The sequence below is a fragment of the Rhodococcus sp. ARP2 genome (assembly GCF_001029585.1).
Classification (GTDB): Bacteria; Actinomycetota; Actinomycetes; order Mycobacteriales; family Mycobacteriaceae; genus Rhodococcus_F; species Rhodococcus_F erythropolis.
This window is the reverse complement of the sequence record NZ_LEKE01000023.1, coordinates 48,030-64,647: the sequence shown is the minus strand read 5'-3', so window position 1 is coordinate 64,647 and position 16,618 is coordinate 48,030. Positions and strand designations below refer to the sequence as shown.

Sequence of the window (16,618 nt, the reverse complement as noted above, 5' to 3'; positions counted from 1 at the left end):
TCGGTCAGTCTTTCGCGCGGGCCAGTTCGGACGGCCACCATATACGTTTCCCGACGTCGTGAGAGAGCGCAGGCACCAGGACACTGCGCACGATGATCGTATCGAGCAGCACACCGAAGGCCACGGCAAATCCGATCTCGGCGAGGAAGACCAGCGGCAGGATGCCCAGTACGGCAAATGTTGCGGCCAAGACGATTCCGGCTGAGGTGATCACACCCCCGGTCACCGCAAGACCGCGCAGGACACCTGCACGGGTACCGAATTCTCCGGTCTCCTCCCGGACTCTGGTCATCAGGAAGATGTTGTAGTCGATACCCAGAGCGACCAGGAACACGAAGGCGAACAGTGGGAACGATTGATCCGCCCCGGCGAACCCGAATACGTGTGTGAAGAAGAATCCGCTCACACCGAGGGTCGCCGCGAAGGAAAGTACCACGGTGACAATGAGAATCACCGGGATCAGCAGAGCGCGGAGCAAAGCGGCCAAGACCAGGAAGATCACCACCAACACGATCGGGATGATCAGGTTTCTGTCGCGGACCGAGGCCGCCTGGACATCAAGGGTGGTGGCCGTGCTGCCGCCGACGAGTGCGTCGGCGCCGGGCACGTCGTGGACGGCAGTCCGCAGTCGCTTGACAGTTTCGAGTGCCTGCGGCGAATCGTAAGAGTCGGCGAGGGTTGCATTGATCATGGTTCGGCCGTCGATCGGTGCAACGGTGAAAGCCGCAGGGGCGCAACCCGCAGCGGCGGCTTGTGCGACGGCAGCGGGGTTGGTCTTGATCAGCTCGCTGACCTTTGCGACGTCCACCTGGGTGCAGACGGCGCCGGGATCCTGCGAGATACCTTCGACGCCGCTGGCTGCTTTGATGACGGCGTCGGCCTGGTCGGCGTTTGCGGTGATCACGGCCGGTGCGCCGGCTCCGGGATCGAACTTCGAGTCGTAGAGTTCCTGTCCGACAACAGCGTCCGGACGATTGGTGAAGCTTTCGGTGGATGTCAGGCCATCGGTTTTGAGACTGCCGATCCCGGCCGCGAACAGGATGATCAACAAGACTGTGGCGCCGATCCACAGTGGGCGGTCCTTGCTGCCGACGGCCTCGGCGATCTTGCCCCACATCCCGTGCGTCGTAAGGTCTGCGGCGTGATCGACCTTGGGCTTGCGCGGCCAGAAGACCCACCGTCCGGTGGCGGCCAGAGCGACCGGCATGAACGTCATCATCACCAGATAGGTGCAGGCGATCCCGATGGCGGCGACGGGTCCGAGGCTCTTGTTGGAGTTGAGTTGAGAGAACGTCAGGCAGAGCAGACCGAGAATGACGGTGACAGCCGAAGCGGTGATGGCCGGCGCAGACTCGCGCCAGGCCTTGATCATCGCGTCGAAGCGGTTGGGATACGTGTGTAGTTCTTCGCGATAGCGAGAGATCAAGAGTAGGGCGTAGTCGGTACCGGCACCGATCACCAACACGAAAAGGATGCCTTGAGATTGTCCGGTCAGAGTGAGTAATTCGGCTTTCGCGAGGAAATAGATCACCATCGACGACAAGCCGATGGCGAGGAGCGCGGAGAACAGCGGGAAGAACCACAACACCGGCGATCGGTACACGACAAGCAGGATGAGGATCACGACCAGGAGTGCCGCGCCAAGGAGCGCTCCGTCCAGACCGGCAAAGGCGTCGATGAACGCAACGAGTAGCCCACCTGGCCCGGCTGGGAGTACCTCGACATCACCAGCTGCTTGTTTTGCTGCGTCGATGACGTTCTGCTCGGTGGTCGCCAGGACATCGCCTGCCACGGATGTGTCTCCGTCCTTGGCGACGAGTGGCACGAAGATCGACGCAGTTGTGCCGTCGGCGGAGTACTGAGTGGGTTGCATTCCGTCGGCGTCTACTCCGGAGATGCCGGCAATAGCGCCGTACGCCGAGTTGATTGCAGATTTGTCCGCCTCGGTGAGGGCCGAATCTCGATGGAACAGAACAAAACCAGGGATCGTCTCGACCGCGAGGAAGTTCGCGGATTGATTGCTGACGATCGTCGATTCTGCGGAACTCGGCAGGTACGAGGCGTTGTCGTTCTTCTGAACCTCGGCGAGTTTGCCTTGGAACGAACCGCCGAATCCGCCTGCGACGAAGGCAAAGATTGCAAGCGCGATCACGGTGAAGATCGGCAGTCGACGGCGTTTGACCGTTCCGCGCTCGTTCCGTTCTGCATCAGTTGTATCCAGCTTGGTCATGGTTCTCCTCGAACGCAGTCGACCAGCACCAACAAAGCAACGTTTTCCAGTAGAACACGCAATACGGGCGCGGTGGAACCACTTGGAGTGGAATTGACGACGCTACGAAGTGCCTTTGCCGTAAGTCTCGCGGGCTGCGACGTCCATGGGAAAACGAACGACTGTGTCGCCGAACAACAATCGAGTTGCCGAAGCCGCGGCGGCCAGCACGTGGGCGGCACCTGACTCGGGGTTTCGGGTATGCACGACCACTTCGTCGTGCTGGAAGAAGACCAACTCGCCGTCCGGATCTTCGGCGAGGCGGCGCCTGAGGTCGGCGAGCAGGCACAACGCCCACTCGGACGCAGTGGCCTGAACGACGAAGTTTCGCGTGAAACGACCGCGGGCATGAGCGTCGCCGTGGGAGTAGAAGTCGGGAGACGGTGGGGGACAGGCCCGGCCGAGCAGTGACTTCACCACCTCGCCGCGCTCACCTGCCTTGGCAGCTTGCTCGACGTACTCGACGGCGACCGGGAATCGCTTCCGCAACAAGATGAGCAGTGCTTTGGCTTCACCCGCCGTCGCCCCGTACAGGACTCCGAGGATTGCGACCTTGGCTTTTGCGCGATCCCCGCCGAAGGCTTCTGCACCGACAAGTGCGTACAGATCGTCGTCGCCGGCGGCAGCCATCATGCGGCGGTCGCCGGACATGGCGGCCAGAATTCGGGGTTCGAGCTGACCGGCGTCGGCGACGACGAACACGTGGCCCGGATCTGCGACGACGCTCGAGCGCATTGTCTTCGGAATCTGGAGGGCCCCGCCGCCTCGACTCGCCCACCTGCCGGACACGACACCACCAGGAACGTAGATCGGACGGAATCGATCTCCCCGCACCCAACTGTCCATCCACTGCCACCCGTTGGTGCTGTACAGCTTGGCGAGTTCGCGATGACGAAGGAGTAGCGGCACAGCCGGATGATCGATCTCCTGCAGAAACCACTTGCGCGTCGACGGAAGTTCGATGCCCTGACGCCCGAACGCCTCGGTGATCTCCACCGAAGACGAAGGATTGACGGTGCGCCCGAAGACCTCGCTGATCTGTGCGGCAAGTTCCTGCATACGAGCGGGGAGGTCGTATCCCGTCGGCCGCGGCCCCAGCCGTTCTTCGAGGAGTTCGCGATGCTTCTGCGTCGAGAACGGAAGGCCCGTGTGCGTCATCTCGGCGGCGCTGAGAGCGCCGGCCGATTCTGCTGCGATCAACAAGTCCAGTCGAGCGTCCGCGCCGATGGTTGCGCGCTGCTCGGCGAATTCGGTGACGACGGCGAGGGGATCGAGAACGGGTGCAGTGTCGAAGAGTCCGAGTCGATCGTCGTCGAACTCCTCGGCAGGCGGTGACGGTTTGCCGACGCGCATTCCGAGTATCGCGCGGGTCAGGGAGATGTCGTGGCACCGCTGAACCCGTACGCCTGCCCGCAATAGCGGTGGGTACACGGTCGCCGTACTCGGCCACACCCACCGAGGGTGCTCGGCTTCCTCGATGGTGCGCACCGCTGCGATCAGGTCGGGGTATTCGACGGGATCGGCGAGCGGCGTTCCACCGGGATCGGTCCGTAGGACAGTTGCCGTCACAGCTCCCGTGGACGTCGTACTACCGGGGACCAGGACAACTCGCACGACATCAGTGTGACGGCAGGGTCCGACACGCCATCGCTCGGCGCTGCTCAGGCCCCGACGAACCGGATGTGCTGACCCGGGCGGGCTTGGCCGAGTCGGTCGATATCTGCGTCCGCGACCACTCCGACCACCGGATACCCGCCGGTGATCGGGTGATCGGCGAGGAACACGACAGGTTGGCCGCTGGGTGGGACCTGGATCGATCCGAGCGCTACGCCTTCGGTGGGGAGTTCGGCGTCATTCGTTTGTTGCAGCAGTTCGTCGGTGCCGACACGATCGAGTCGCGCCCCGATTCGGTCCGAGTCGGTCGAGACCGCCCACTGCCCCCGCAGGAGCGATTCGGGGTTGGTGAATCGATCTGCGCGCGGCCCGAATACGACTCGAATGTCGAGAGTCTCGTTTGTCATCGGTGGAACCGGTGCAAGGTCGACGAGCGAGAACGCGGTCGGCGAAGGCCCGATCGGGAGAACAACCTTGGGCTCGAGAGGCGCCGGACCTATCCCGGACATGGTGTCGGTGCTGCGCGATCCCAGGATCTCGGGAACCACAATGCCGCCTCGAACGGTCAGATACGTCCGCAGGCCACTCGGTGCGTAGTCGAGGCGGACGGCCTGACCGACGTCGAGAGCGATCACGCTCGAATGCCCGACCGGAATGCCGTCGCGGTAGGCCTGTGCGGGCGCCCCGGTGAACGCGATCGTTGCCTGTTGCTGCGCTCGAATGCTCAGTCCGCCCAGAAGGACCTCGACGCCTGCCGCGCCCTCGTCGTTGCCGACGAGCCGGTTGCCGAGTTTGAGCGATCGCCTGTCCGCAGCACCGGAAACCCCGACGCCCGAGCGAAGGTGTCCGGTCCGTCCGAGGTCCTGGATCAAACTCAGCGGCCCGGTGTCGAGTATCTCCAGACCGTTCATCGGTCGTCCTCGTTGACGAAGCGCACGCGGCACCCGGGCTGAACGGCGGCCGGTGGTGTGGCGTTCAGATCCCACATCACGGCGTCGGTGCTCCCGATGATCTGCCAGCCACCCGGCGATGCCCGCGGGTAGATCGCGCTGTATCCAGCGGCCAGGGCGACGGAACCGGCTGGCACTGCGGTTCGCGACTGAGTTCGACGTGGAACGTCGAGCCGAGTGTCGCCTGAAGTCAGGTAGGCGAAGCCGGGTGCGAATCCGATGAAGGCGCAACGCCACATCGCCCCGGTATGGGCCGCAACCACCTCGGAACGGCTCATTCCGAGTGACTGTGCGACGTCGTCGAGGTCGGGCCCGTCGTACCTGACGGCGATGGTGAGTGCATCCGTCTCGGAATGCTCGTCTGTGGTCGCGGCAGAATTGGTTTGCTCGAGATCGTTCAAGCACTTCCGGACGTACGTGAGATCTGCCGCCTGGGTGCACGTGACCAGGACCGTGCGAGCTGCGGGGAGGAAGTCTTCGACCCCGACCGGGGTGTTACGCGTCAGTGCTTCGGTGAACGCGAGAACGTCAGCTTCGGAATCGAGGTCTACGAGAAATGCGCGTTCTCCCGCGGGAAGTATGCGAGTCACAGGGAGGGCTCCCGATCGATTCGAGTCCGCTCCACGTCCGCTCGCATCGCCACGATGAAACTCGCGATGGTAGCTCGCTCGGCCGCGGTGTAATTCCCGACGGTGCTCGCAGCCCGTGAAATGAGGGGGCCGAAGAAGCTCTCGCCCAGAGTGACCGCCGATGGTGTGACCTGCAAGAGCACCCGTCGACGGTCCGCTGAATCTCGCTCCCGAGCTACGTGCCTCGCTTTGACCATCCGGTCGACCAGTGCAGTCACCGACGCCGAGTTGATCCCGAGCTGTGAGCCCAACCAACCAGGCGTCGCCGGTGTGTCCGAGCGCTCGGCATCGAGAAGGCAGATCAGTGCGCGGACGTCGGTGGAGTGCATTTTGTATTTGTTCGCAAAGCCGGAAACCGCCACGTTCAAGTCGACGGTCAGTGCGCGAAGCGAGTGGACGATCGCCATCGCTTCGTCTTCTGCATCGCCGACGCTCATGGATGCCTCCAGCCCTGGTGTGTTGTCTCTCGATTGTCTACTATCTCGATAGTCGAGAGAAAATGGGGGTGGGGAATGGACTTCAATCGCGCATACGACGCCGTACTGACCAAATGGCCGCAAAAACCGCTGGGTGTGGATCTCTCAGGCCGGTTCGGCCGAACGCATGTGAACGTCTGTGGACCTGAAGACTCGCGGCCGTTGATCCTTCTGCCCGGGGGAGGTGCCACTTCGACGGTGTGGTTCGACAACGTTGCGGCGCTGTCGAAATCCCGGCGTGTTTTTGCCGTCGACACCCTGGGCGATGCCGGACTCAGCATTCCCAATGGTGATCCGATGAAGTCCGTCGACGATCTGATCGAGTGGATGGACTCGATAGTCGATTGCACCGGCGCCGACACCGTCGATGTGATCGGACATTCCTACGGCGCAATGATTGCGTTGGCCTTTGCGCTGCATCGACCGGATCGTGTCGGGAAACTTGTTCTGCTCGATCCTAATTCGAGTTTCGCCGGCATGAAGGCGGGCTACCTTCTGCGTGCGCTTCCGCTGTTGCTGTCCCCGTCGCGAGCACGCCGACGACGACTGTTGGAGTGGGAGACAGGTGAGTCGAGTATCGACTCCGACTGGCTGTCTCTTGTGGAAGTGGGCACTTCGGATCTACCGCGACCCGATCTCGTAGTGCCTCAACGTCCTTCGAAAGAGGACTTGAGCGCACTGGATGTCGAGTTGCTGGTGGTCCTCGCACAGGACGGACGGGTGCATGATGCGGAAACGGTGTCGAAGTCGGTGCGGGAGAGGATTCCCGCAGCACGTGTCGAGGTGCTGAAAGATGCTTCACATCACAGTATTCCGATGGTTCCCGCCGATGAACTCAACCGGGTGCTCGTCGACTTCTTGGAGGGCTAGCGGATCAGGGTGCGACGACACACCCCGGACCGATCGGGGTGGCCGGATTGACATCGACCGTTGTGACCGGCCCGCCCGCGGACGTCTGGTAGGCCATCAGAGAATGTTCGCCGGGTGCGGTCGGAGTCCACAGCGTGACGGCGTGGCCGAGTACAACCGGCAAGGTGAAATAGGGATTGACGGTGTCCCAGATCAATTCCTGCGGGAACATGGTCGACGCCCGGTTCAGGTCGACAATCGAGACGTTCGACTCGTCCAACGCTGCTGTCCTGGCAACCACCAGATACGTGCAGCCCGCCCCGTACGGTGTTGTCGGCCCGCTACTGAGACCCGGAAGGACCGTGACGTCTACTACGTCCGCGGAAGCTGACGTCGCGGAACAGATGGCGGCGCTCGCGCTGATGGCGGCGGCGATCACGGTAGTGCGAGCGATTCGTGAAAGTGTCATACCAGCAGGTCGGTTTTATCTGGATGGGTGTTACAGGCAGACTGATCGGATGCGTGCACTTCATCTTCTTCTGGCCGGCTTCGGTTTCCTGCTGGGGTTCCTGATTATTGTTGTCTCCGGCCTGATCGAGTTGGCGTCCGTCGCCTCCCGAACCGATTTCGCCTTTGTCGGTGACTCCGCCGTGTCGGTTGGTGTTTCCAACGAGGCGATCTACACCGCGATCGCTGCTCCACTGGTGGGTGCGCTGTTGGGCTGGCTGTCAGCTGTCATCGCGACGAGGTTCGGGTGGAGCCTCACTCGTGGGAGTGTCACTCCGGCAAGCGAGTGACCAGGGCATTGCTCTTGCTGGTCCGTGGGATATGACGAAAGGCCCCGACCTCAACAGAGATCAGGGCCTTCCTTTGTATTGCGCTACTTTTGCACCGAGCTACTTCTTGGAGACGCGGAGCAGCTTCTTGTTCACGAACTCGTCCATTCCCCACGGACCGAGCTCGCGGCCGACTCCGGAGCGCTTGACTCCGCCGAAGGGCAGACCGGGCAACGTCGTTCCGTGCTCGTTGACAAACGCCATTCCCACGTCGAGATCGGCAGCGACCGACCGGGCGGAATCGAGATCGCTGCTCCAGACGGACCCGCTCAGACCGTAGACCGACGAATTGGCAAGTTCCACAGCCTCGCTGGCCGACTTGACCTTGTAGACGACGCCGGCAGGTCCGAACAGTTCTTCGCTGTAAGCCCGCATGTCCGGGGTCACGTCTGCGAGCAACGTCGGCTGAACGTAGGCGCCCGGGCCGTCGATCTTCCTTCCGCCGGTGAGCAGCGTCGCTCCCTTGGACACAGCGTCGTCGATCTGCTCGATCAGAGTGTCTGCCGCGCTCTGTGAGGACAGCGGGCCCAGGACGGTGGTTTCGTCCAACGGGTCACCGGCAGAAACGGATTCGAAGGACGTCGCCAATTTGCGGGTGAAGTCGTCGTAGAAATCTTCGGTGACGATGAAACGCTTGGCCGCATTGCAGGCCTGGCCGGCATTGGACAGACGCGCCTTGGTTGCGGACTTGACGGTGGCATCCATGTCGTCGGAATCGAGGACGATGAACACGTCCGATCCGCCGAGTTCGAGGACGACCTTCTTGAGATTGCGTCCCGCAGTTTCGGCGACGCTGGTGCCGGCGCGTTCGCTGCCAGTCAGTGACACACCTTGAACTCGGGGATCGGCGATCATGTCCGCGATCTGCTCGTTGGTCGCGAAGACGTTGACGTAGGCGTCGTCCGGCAATCCGGCTTGTCGCAAAATCTCTTCCATCAGCAGAGCCGACTGCGGACAGTTGGACGCGTGCTTGAGAATGATCGTGTTGCCCAGCATGAGATTCGGTGCCGCGAAGCGGGCGACCTGGTAGTACGGGAAGTTCCACGGCATGACGCCGACCAGGGCGCCGATCGGTCGCCGGTACACAACCGACTCCTCGGCCCCGGGAACGTCGAGCCGTTCTTCCTCGAGCAACGCCGGACCGTGGTCTGCGTACCACTGATAGATCGCGGCCGAGAGTTGTACTTCGCCCTTGGCCTCACGGACCGGCTTACCCATCTCCAACGAGATCATTCGGGCCAGTTCGTCCGCCCGCTCTGTGTACAGTTCGGCGGTCTTGCTCAGGACTGCCGCACGTTGCTGTGGCGCACTGTTGCGCCAGGTCAAGTAGCCGCGATGCGTGTTCGCAAGTGCGGCTTCAACTCCGGCGTCATCCAAAGTATCGAATTCCCTGACGGTTTCACCTGTCGCGGGATTGACTGTTTTGTAATTAGCCATAGTTGTACAACGTGCGGAAGGGGGTCGAAGATTCCCGAAACGCGCAATCACATTGAATCGGCCCAACAGGTTTCGATCAAATCCCGGCTGGGTACCATCTCACGCCACCTTGGGGCGATGGGTGCGTTCGTAGCCCTTGCGGTCGTAGAAACGGGTGGTCACGATGCCGAGTACGACGCCGATCAGTAGACCCACCAACGTCATCCAGACGGCATGCAGCAGCCCTGCCTCACCGCGTGCGCCGAAGAACAGGATCGATCGCGTACCCATGTAGATCTGGTGCATCGGCTCGAATTGCGCCAGCCAGGCATACAACCTGGGGCTGGCTTCGAGGGGGATGGTGCCACCGGACGAGGGCAGCGCGAGAATGACGAACACGAACAGGTTGATCAACATGCCCAACGAGCCGAATGCGGCCATCACCGACATCGCCGTGATGCCGACTGCAGTGATGACCAGCGCGCCGTACTCCCACAATGCAAGCCCGTGAGTGACCGGCATTCCGAGGGCGCGACTGATCCACTGGAACAACGCGGAGACTATGCCGGACAACACGATCATGAACGCCCATTTGACGAGCAGCGTCCGAAACCTGTTGATACCCACAACGTCGTTCTGAACGAAGAGCGGACCGAATTCGGTAGGCGCATATCCGAGCATGCCGTCCACCAAGGAATTGACCACGGTTGCTCCGGTGAATCCCGCAAGGACCAACAGCAGCGCGAAATAGAATGCAACCAAACCGAATCCGGTGCCGTCGGGAAGCGGATCGTGGGCCACTGTGAGTACGTTCACCGGATTTTCGAGCAGCAGGCGGCTCGCTCCTGAGATCTGGGTTCCGGTGCCTCCCGCTTCCAACTGCTGGGTGACCAGGGTGGTGAGTTGCTCGCCCATGTTCTTGTTGACCGAGGCGAGGGCTGTAGTTCCGATCGACTGGACCAGAGATGCGGATACGGAACCGGCGCGCGGATTGGTGTAGATCGTGATGATCGGTTGCTCTACGTCACCGGCGACGACGCTGGCCTCCGCCAGGATGATCGTCCTCTTCGTGAAATCACTGGGAATCACGATCGCGCCGTACAGCGTGCCGGAGTTCAACCGAGATTGGGCTTCGGCGATACCGATCTGCTGCAGGTCGATCTTCTGGTGGTCGATTCCGTTTTCGAGGCCGGCGACGATGTCGTTTCCGAAATTCTTGCGGTCGGCGGGGTTGCCGCCGGGGAGGGTGTCGCCTTCGTCCTGGTTGACCAGGGCGATCGGGAACTGGTCCAGGTGTTTCTGGGGGTCGAGTATTCCGCCCATGTACAGCGCTGCCAGCGCCGACATCAAGAGGGTGACCACTATCAACGGCGTCAACCAGAATCGTGGTGTGTGGATGACGGTGCGGGCAGACGGCTCCGGGTTCTTGCTCATCGTCAGTCGACCGGCTTTCTTTCGCGCGGAGTTCCTCGGGCTGAGCGTAAACGCAAAGGTGCGCCGGGGCAGTCTTTCGATCTGCCCACGGCGCTGGAGACCTGCCCGGCCGGCGGCGGGTCAGCTTGCCGGCAGTCTCATCCGAAAAGGCTGAGAACGGATCGGTAGGGTATGGCCCGCGGCAACCCTGCCGAGACGATTTCGGAGAAACCGTTGACCAACGTGCTGATAGTTGTCCTGATACTCGTAGTGATCGCTGCCGTCGCGTTTGTGGTCCTGCGTGGACGCCAGGGCAAGCCGAATGCTCGCGTGGACCCGCTCGCCGACTATCCCGAGGTGTACGACCCCCACAAGATCGGGGTCGGCGACATCATCACGTACGCGGGTATCGACCACGTTGTTCGAGGGACCATCACGCTCGACGAAGAGGGATACATCTGGCGTGAGCACCTTCTCGACGGGTCGACCGGTCGTCGTTGGCTGACAGTGGAGGACGACGAGGGCGAACTCGAGATGACTCTCTGGATGCGTCGAGAAGGAACCAACCTGGTCCCGAACGGCGACGTCATTCTCGACGACAAGGTTCACCGCAAGATCGAAAGTGGAACGGCGAAGTTCACGGCCGAGGGTACGACGGGTACGGCCCCCTCCGGCTCGATGGAATACGCGGACTACGCGACCGCCGACAAGACCGGGCTGATCGCATTCGAGAAGTGGGCGCGCGGACAGTCGTGGGAGGTTTCCACGGGACGTGCGGTCACCCGCAGCGAACTCACCGTCATCCACTCGGGCCCACCGGAATGAGTCTGTATCGACTCGATGTGGAACCGACCGACGTGAATGCCTCGGCACTGGGGTTGGTGCTGGGAGCTCCCTCGCCGCCGACCCTCGCCGAGTTGGTGATCGAAACCTCCGATGCGACGTTGACACTCGGAGTGCTCGGGGCATCTCACGTGGTGACGGCCCGGGCGTCGGGAAAGGAACTGACCGAGCAGGTTTCGTGCGATGCTCTTGCCGCCGGCGGTGAACCCTTGCCGGCAGTGGAGTCCACGGGAAACTACCGGTTCGAGTCTTCGTCGCTGATCCTGGACCGAGTCGAATTCGATTCGGAAGCTGCATCGTTGAGAGAGTCCGCCGGCCAGGACGGTTGGATCTGCGGATCCTTTCCCGGCGACGACACAGCGTTGACCGCGTTGTGTGGCGTGCGAGACCGCCAGGGGTGGAGTTGGCAGAGTTGGCATTTGTACCCGGGGGAGGGGACAGGAGTGATCGTGAAGACGCGCAGTAGGTGGCGCCCGTGAGGGGGCGGACGTGGTTTGCTCCGGTGATGGTGGCAGCCGCAATTATGTTGTCGGCGTGCGGTGGTGGAGCCAAAGACTTCATCGCGGACAACTATTCCAAGACGTCCCAGGATGGCGACGTCGTGTTGTACTCGTCGAAAGATCCAGTGGGCACGACCGTCTCACGGATTGTCGACGCGGACGAACCAGCGGCGCGAAGTGCTGACGGCGGCAACGAATACCTGCGCTACGACGATGACATCGTCACTGTCAGTTCGGCTTCGGGCGGTGGCAGCACCATCAAGGTAGAGGACATCGACGGCACGTATCGCAGCGGCGGATACGCGTACCTGGGACCGGGCTTCAACCCGGGATCCCCGGCGGGTGGAAGTAGTGGCAGCGGCGGCTCGGGTAGTGCCAAATGACGGTAGTGCTCAATGAGAAGGAGAACGGCGTGACGAACATCTTTGCATCCACTTCCGTCGAGATCGGAACGGTGGATCCGGCATTGCTCGTCGGGGGCGTTCTCGGCACCCTCGCCTACTTCGTCGTCGGCGTAGCGGTTCTGGCGACGGGATTCCTGGTCCTCGACCTTATGACACCCGGAAATCTCCGCCACCAGGTTTACGTCGACAAGAACCCGAACGCTGCGATTCTGTTGGCTTCCAACCATCTTGCGCTGGCGATCATCGTGGTGACGGCAATCCTGACCAGTTCGGACGGCTTTGCCCAGGGACTCGCCGACTCCGCGGTGTACGGACTGTTCGCGATCGTGTTGCAAGCGATCGCGCTGCGTTTGATGAACGCATTCCTTCCCGGCAAGTTGGTTGCACTGGTGCAGGATCCGAAGATGTGCGGCGCCGCGTGGGCGGTGGGTGTGAGCTTGTTGTCCATCGGTTTGGTGAACGCCGCAGCGCTCACCTGATGGTTGCCGCTGATCGCGATGTGAAAGTTGCCGAGCGTTCGACGATGCTCGGCTCACGCGCACGCGTGCTTCTCCTTGCGGCTGTTGCCGCGTGCGCGGCGTGCGGCCTGATCTACGAGCTGGCCCTGTTGACGCTCAGCGTGAGTCTGACCGGCGGCGGCATCACCCAGACGTCGTTGATCGTCGCGGGATTTGTTGCGGCGCTGGGTATCGGAGCGCTGGCCGCCAAACCGCTGTTGGGGCATGCGGCCATCTCGTTTGTGACCGTCGAAATCCTGCTCGGGCTGATCGGCGGATTCAGTGCCGTCACGCTGTACGTGACCTTCACGTTCTTCGGTTCCAGCGCAGCAGTTCTGGTGGCTGCGACCGCGCTGATCGGTATCCTCGTGGGTGCCGAAGTGCCTCTGCTGATGACGCTGTTGCAGTCCGGTCGCAGCGACAACGACGCACAGAGCACCGGAAAGGTATTGGCCAACCTCAATGCAGCCGACTATCTCGGCGCGCTGATCGGCGGCCTCCTGTGGCCGTTCGTATTGTTGCCGTGGGCGGGCATGATTCGCGGTGCCGCACTCACCGGCATGATCAATCTCGTGGCTGCGGCAGTTGTCGCGCTGATACTTCTTCGGTGGCAGCTCAGCCTGCGTGCACGATTGATCGCCGTCGTCGCAATGCTGTTGGCGGCGAGCTTGATCGGGTGGCTGCTGATCGCGGCCTCGGACATCGAGACCACGTCGAGGCAGCGGCTCTACACCGATCCCGTGGTGGCCGCCGAGCGATCGGTGTACCAGGAAATCGTCGTCACCGAGCGGGGAAACGACGTGCGACTGTTCCTCGACGGAGACCTGCAGTTCTCCAGTGTCGACGAGCATCGGTATACCGAGTCGCTGGTGTATCCGGCCCTGGTGAACGACCCGCGGCGCGTGCTGATTCTGGGCGGCGGTGACGGCCTCGCTGCACGGGAAGTGCTGCGAATGAACAGCGTCGAGCAGATCGTTCAGGTGGAACTCGACCCGGCAGTCATCGAGTTGGCCAACACGCGTCTTCGTGATCTGAACGCGGGAGCACTCGAGGATCCACGGGTGGACGTCGTACTCGACGACGCGTTTCGGTGGTTGCGCGAGCGTCCGGATCCAGGCTTCGATGCGGTCATCGTCGACCTCCCGGATCCGGACACCCCCGCACTTGGCCGCTTGTATTCGATGGAGTTCTACGGACTTGCCGCTGCCGCGATGAATCCGGGCGGGCTGATGGTCGTCCAGTCCGGCAGTCCGTACTCGACACCCGATGCGTACTGGAGAACGGTGTCGACGGTATCGGCTGTCGGACTGAGCGTCTCGCCCTATCACGTTTTCGTGCCGAGCTTCGGTGACTGGGGATACGTGCTCGCGCAAAGAGGTTCCACGCCGCCCGAGCTTCGTTTGCCCGCTGATGTGCCGAACCTGCGGTTCCTCGACGAGCCCACCCTGGCGTCGGCCTCGGTGTTTCCTCGCGATCGCCCGAGGCGGGAGTTGGAGCCGTCAACACTCGACCGGCCGCGCATCGTCGACGATATGCGCAAGGGCTATGAACGCTGAACTCCCGACCGAGTAGCTTGAATCGAGACTCTCGGCCACGACGGAGGTACGGATGACTGTTCGGATCGAGGAGCACGCACCGGGAGTCCGGTTGCTCACGATGGATCGCCAGGAGAGGCGCAACGCGCTCGACCCCAAGACTTACCGCGAACTGACGAACGCGATCCGGGAGTCTGACGACGATGACGCAGTGCGGGTTTCGGTGCTGACGGGCGCCGGTGGTGTCTTCACCAGCGGCAACGACATCGGAAGTTTCCAGGACACTGCCGGGAGAGACGGCGGCGAGGCCAAAGACCTGCTGATCGCACTCGTCACCGCACGCAAACCGATTGTCGCAGCGGTCGAGGGGTTTGCAGTCGGAATCGGCACCACGATGTTGTTGCACTGCGACTTGGCATTCGCGGGGCGAGGTACACGATTCCGATTGCCGTTCGTTCCGCTCGGGCTCTCGCCCGAGGGCGGATCGAGTTACCTGTTGCCGCAGATCGCGGGGCTCAAGCGGGCAACGGAACTACTGATGCTCGGAGAAATGTTCGGGGCGGAGGAAGCTGCCGAAGCCGGCCTGATCAATCGCGTTGTGGAGGCCGAGACCGCGCTCGACGTGGCATTGGAGCGCGCGGTGCGCATTGCAGACTCCCCGGCTGAATCGGTGACGCTGACGAAGATGCTCCTCCGCCGCCCACATCTCGATGCCCTGCTGGAAACCATCGACGTGGAGTCGGATCATTTCGCGAGACGGCGGCGATCCGACGAAGCGCAAGAAGCCTTCGCAGCTTTCATGAAGAAGAGGTGACCGAAATGAATGGTGCACAATCGCTTATCCAGAGCTTGGTCGACTCGGGTGTCGAGGTGTGCTTCGGCAATCCCGGAACGTCCGAGATGCATTTTGTTGCCGCACTCGATTCCGTTCCCCAGATGCGTGCGGTACTCGGCTTGTTCGAGGGCGCCGTCACCGGTGCCGCGGACGGGTACGCGCGTATCGCCGGAAAGCCTGCCGCGACGCTGCTTCATCTCGGCCCCGGAATGGCGAACGGACTGGCGAACCTTCACAACGCGCGCCGCGCCCACACCCCCATCGTGAACATCGTCGGGGACCACGCGACCTACCACCACGGTTTCGACGCTCCACTCGAATCGAATATCGACGCGCTGACCGAGTGGCTGGAGGGGTGGAGTCGACGTTCCGACTCCACCGCGACCGTCGGTAGCGATGCGGCCGACGCCGTTGCCGCCTCCATGGATCCGCCCGGGCGCATTGCCACACTTGTCCTCCCCGCCGACGTCTCGTGGGGCGAAGGTGGAGTTCTTGCGGGTCCTCGAGACAAACCGGGGCGGGCGGAAGTAACTGCAGCACAGATCGACTCGGTGGTAGGCGCGCTCAATGCCGAGGGGCGCGCCACGCTACTGCTGGGCGGCGCAGCGTGTTCCGAAGCCGGACTGCGCGCCGCTTCCCGAATTGCAGTCGCGACCGGTGCACAGATTCTGGTCGAGACCTTTCCGGCCAGGCTTCAACGCGGTGCGGGACTACCGTCATTCGAGCGCTTGGGATACTTCGCCGAGCACGCCACCGAACAACTTCGCGGAACAACTCAGCTGGTCCTGGCCGGCGCGGTTTCGCCGGTCTCGTTCTTTGCGTATCCCGGAAAACCGAGCGATCTGGTCCCGGACGGCGCCGCGGTGACAACGCTGGCGAATGTCAGCGACGATGTTGTCGGCGCGTTGGAAGCAGTGGCGGAACTCGTGGCACCCGGAGCGGAACCCGTTCTGCAGGAGGCAAATCGGCCGTCGCTGCCGAGCGGGCCTCTCGACGTGCGAAATTGGGCCGACGTGATCGGGGCCCTGCTGCCGGACGACGCCATCATCTCCGACGAGGCGGCCACTTCCGGTTGGGCGATCCCGATTGCCCTTGCCGGAGCGCCGCGCCACGACGTGCTCACGCTCACCGGAGGTGCCATCGGCCAGGGCATCCCGGTGGCGACAGGCGCCGCTGTGGCAGCGCCGGAGCGGCCGGTGATCAATCTCGAAGCCGACGGAAGCGCGATGTACACCATCACGGCGTTGTGGACGCAGGCGCGAGAACAGTTGAACGTCACGACGATTCTGCTCAACAATCGCGCATACGCCATCCTGCGTGGCGAACTGCAACGAGTCGGCGCAGAAGGTGGCGGCGTCGTCGCACAGTCGATGTTGGATCTGTCGTCTCCGAACATGGACTACGTCAAGATCTCCGAGGGGTTGGGAGTGCCCGCGTCGCGGGCGAACACAGCGGAGGAGTTGGCCGAACAGTTTGCCGCAGCGCTGGCGGAACCCGGCCCGCATCTCATCGAGGTCATGCTGCCTCCGCCGTCGTGATTTCGACCTCGAAT

General features: G+C 62.6%; 17 protein-coding genes. 9 read left to right on the top strand and 8 right to left on the bottom strand.

Annotated features, from left to right (window positions below; translation table 11 throughout):
• Positions 1 to 4: 4 nt before the first annotated feature.
• The 5 genes from ABX74_RS04090 to ABX74_RS04070 form a co-directional block, all read right to left on the bottom strand.
• Entirely contained in the window at positions 5 to 2,230 is a 2,226-nt protein-coding gene (locus ABX74_RS04090) for an MMPL family transporter (RefSeq protein WP_047888299.1), read from the bottom strand.
• Between the two features lie 102 nt (positions 2,231 to 2,332).
• Positions 2,333 to 3,883 (bottom strand): bifunctional 3'-5' exonuclease/DNA polymerase, encoded by a 1,551-nt coding sequence (locus tag ABX74_RS04085; RefSeq protein WP_047888298.1) that lies wholly within the window; start codon positions 3,881 to 3,883, stop codon positions 2,333 to 2,335.
• Positions 3,884 to 3,930: 47 nt separating this feature from the next.
• Positions 3,931 to 4,794 carry a biotin-dependent carboxyltransferase family protein gene (locus tag ABX74_RS04080; RefSeq protein ID WP_047888297.1) on the bottom strand — a complete coding sequence of 288 codons (864 nt, stop codon included), beginning with the start codon at positions 4,792 to 4,794 and terminating at the stop codon, positions 3,931 to 3,933.
• Positions 4,791 to 5,423, bottom strand: a complete 633-nt coding sequence (locus tag ABX74_RS04075; protein ID WP_020909245.1) for a 5-oxoprolinase subunit B family protein — start codon at positions 5,421 to 5,423, stop codon at positions 4,791 to 4,793. The genes ABX74_RS04080 and ABX74_RS04075 overlap by 4 nt, the downstream gene beginning before the upstream one ends.
• Complete coding sequence (locus tag ABX74_RS04070) at positions 5,420 to 5,899, bottom strand: MarR family winged helix-turn-helix transcriptional regulator (protein WP_047888296.1); 480 nt, start codon at positions 5,897 to 5,899, stop codon at positions 5,420 to 5,422. Before ABX74_RS04070 ends, ABX74_RS04075 begins: the two co-directional genes overlap by 4 nt.
• A 75-nt stretch (positions 5,900 to 5,974) precedes the next feature.
• Between ABX74_RS04070 and ABX74_RS04065 the strand changes: the two genes are divergently transcribed.
• Positions 5,975 to 6,808: an alpha/beta fold hydrolase gene (locus ABX74_RS04065; protein ID WP_047888295.1), complete on the top strand. Its 834-nt coding sequence runs from the start codon at positions 5,975 to 5,977 to the stop codon at positions 6,806 to 6,808.
• Between the two features lie 4 nt (positions 6,809 to 6,812).
• On the opposite strand, the gene ABX74_RS04060 is transcribed toward ABX74_RS04065, so the two are convergent.
• Positions 6,813 to 7,256 carry a hypothetical protein gene (locus ABX74_RS04060; protein WP_020970887.1) on the bottom strand — a complete coding sequence of 148 codons (444 nt, stop codon included), beginning with the start codon at positions 7,254 to 7,256 and terminating at the stop codon, positions 6,813 to 6,815.
• Positions 7,257 to 7,305: 49 nt separating this feature from the next.
• Here ABX74_RS04060 and ABX74_RS04055 point away from each other — a divergent pair, with 49 nt between their 5' ends.
• The gene (locus tag ABX74_RS04055; protein ID WP_020970886.1) at positions 7,306 to 7,584 is read left to right on the top strand and encodes a hypothetical protein; all 279 of its coding nucleotides are present in this window, start codon (positions 7,306 to 7,308) and stop codon (positions 7,582 to 7,584) included.
• Between the two features lie 99 nt (positions 7,585 to 7,683).
• On the opposite strand, the gene ABX74_RS04050 is transcribed toward ABX74_RS04055, so the two are convergent.
• On the bottom strand, positions 7,684 to 9,060 hold the full coding sequence (locus tag ABX74_RS04050; protein ID WP_047888294.1) for an NAD-dependent succinate-semialdehyde dehydrogenase: 1,377 nt from the start codon (positions 9,058 to 9,060) through the stop codon (positions 7,684 to 7,686).
• Positions 9,061 to 9,159: 99 nt separating this feature from the next.
• On the bottom strand, positions 9,160 to 10,473 hold the full coding sequence (locus ABX74_RS04045; RefSeq protein ID WP_047888293.1) for a YhgE/Pip domain-containing protein: 1,314 nt from the start codon (positions 10,471 to 10,473) through the stop codon (positions 9,160 to 9,162).
• 171 nt (positions 10,474 to 10,644) lie between these two features.
• On the opposite strand from ABX74_RS04045, the gene ABX74_RS04040 reads away from it, so the two are divergent.
• Genes ABX74_RS04040 through ABX74_RS04010 form a run of 7 tightly spaced genes read left to right on the top strand, consistent with a single transcriptional unit; the run spans position 10,645 to position 16,604 of the window.
• Positions 10,645 to 11,277 (top strand): DUF4178 domain-containing protein, encoded by a 633-nt coding sequence (locus tag ABX74_RS04040; RefSeq protein WP_019745427.1) that lies wholly within the window; start codon positions 10,645 to 10,647, stop codon positions 11,275 to 11,277.
• Positions 11,274 to 11,774, top strand: coding sequence for a DUF2617 family protein (locus ABX74_RS04035; protein ID WP_019745426.1), 501 nt, complete (start codon positions 11,274 to 11,276; stop codon positions 11,772 to 11,774). Before ABX74_RS04040 ends, ABX74_RS04035 begins: the two co-directional genes overlap by 4 nt.
• 26 nt (positions 11,775 to 11,800) lie before the next feature.
• The gene (locus ABX74_RS04030; protein WP_044480673.1) at positions 11,801 to 12,178 is read left to right on the top strand and encodes a DUF4247 domain-containing protein; all 378 of its coding nucleotides are present in this window, start codon (positions 11,801 to 11,803) and stop codon (positions 12,176 to 12,178) included.
• Complete coding sequence (locus ABX74_RS04025; protein WP_019745424.1) at positions 12,175 to 12,678, top strand: DUF350 domain-containing protein; 504 nt, start codon at positions 12,175 to 12,177, stop codon at positions 12,676 to 12,678. The genes ABX74_RS04030 and ABX74_RS04025 overlap by 4 nt, the downstream gene beginning before the upstream one ends.
• Positions 12,678 to 14,252: a polyamine aminopropyltransferase gene (locus ABX74_RS04020; protein WP_020970881.1), complete on the top strand. Its 1,575-nt coding sequence runs from the start codon at positions 12,678 to 12,680 to the stop codon at positions 14,250 to 14,252. The genes ABX74_RS04025 and ABX74_RS04020 overlap by 1 nt, the downstream gene beginning before the upstream one ends.
• A gap of 52 nt (positions 14,253 to 14,304) precedes the next feature.
• Positions 14,305 to 15,045: an enoyl-CoA hydratase/isomerase family protein gene (locus ABX74_RS04015; RefSeq protein WP_021331919.1), complete on the top strand. Its 741-nt coding sequence runs from the start codon at positions 14,305 to 14,307 to the stop codon at positions 15,043 to 15,045.
• Positions 15,042 to 16,604, top strand: a complete 1,563-nt coding sequence (locus ABX74_RS04010) for an acetolactate synthase large subunit (protein ID WP_047888292.1) — start codon at positions 15,042 to 15,044, stop codon at positions 16,602 to 16,604. Before ABX74_RS04015 ends, ABX74_RS04010 begins: the two co-directional genes overlap by 4 nt.
• Positions 16,605 to 16,618 lie beyond the last annotated feature (14 nt).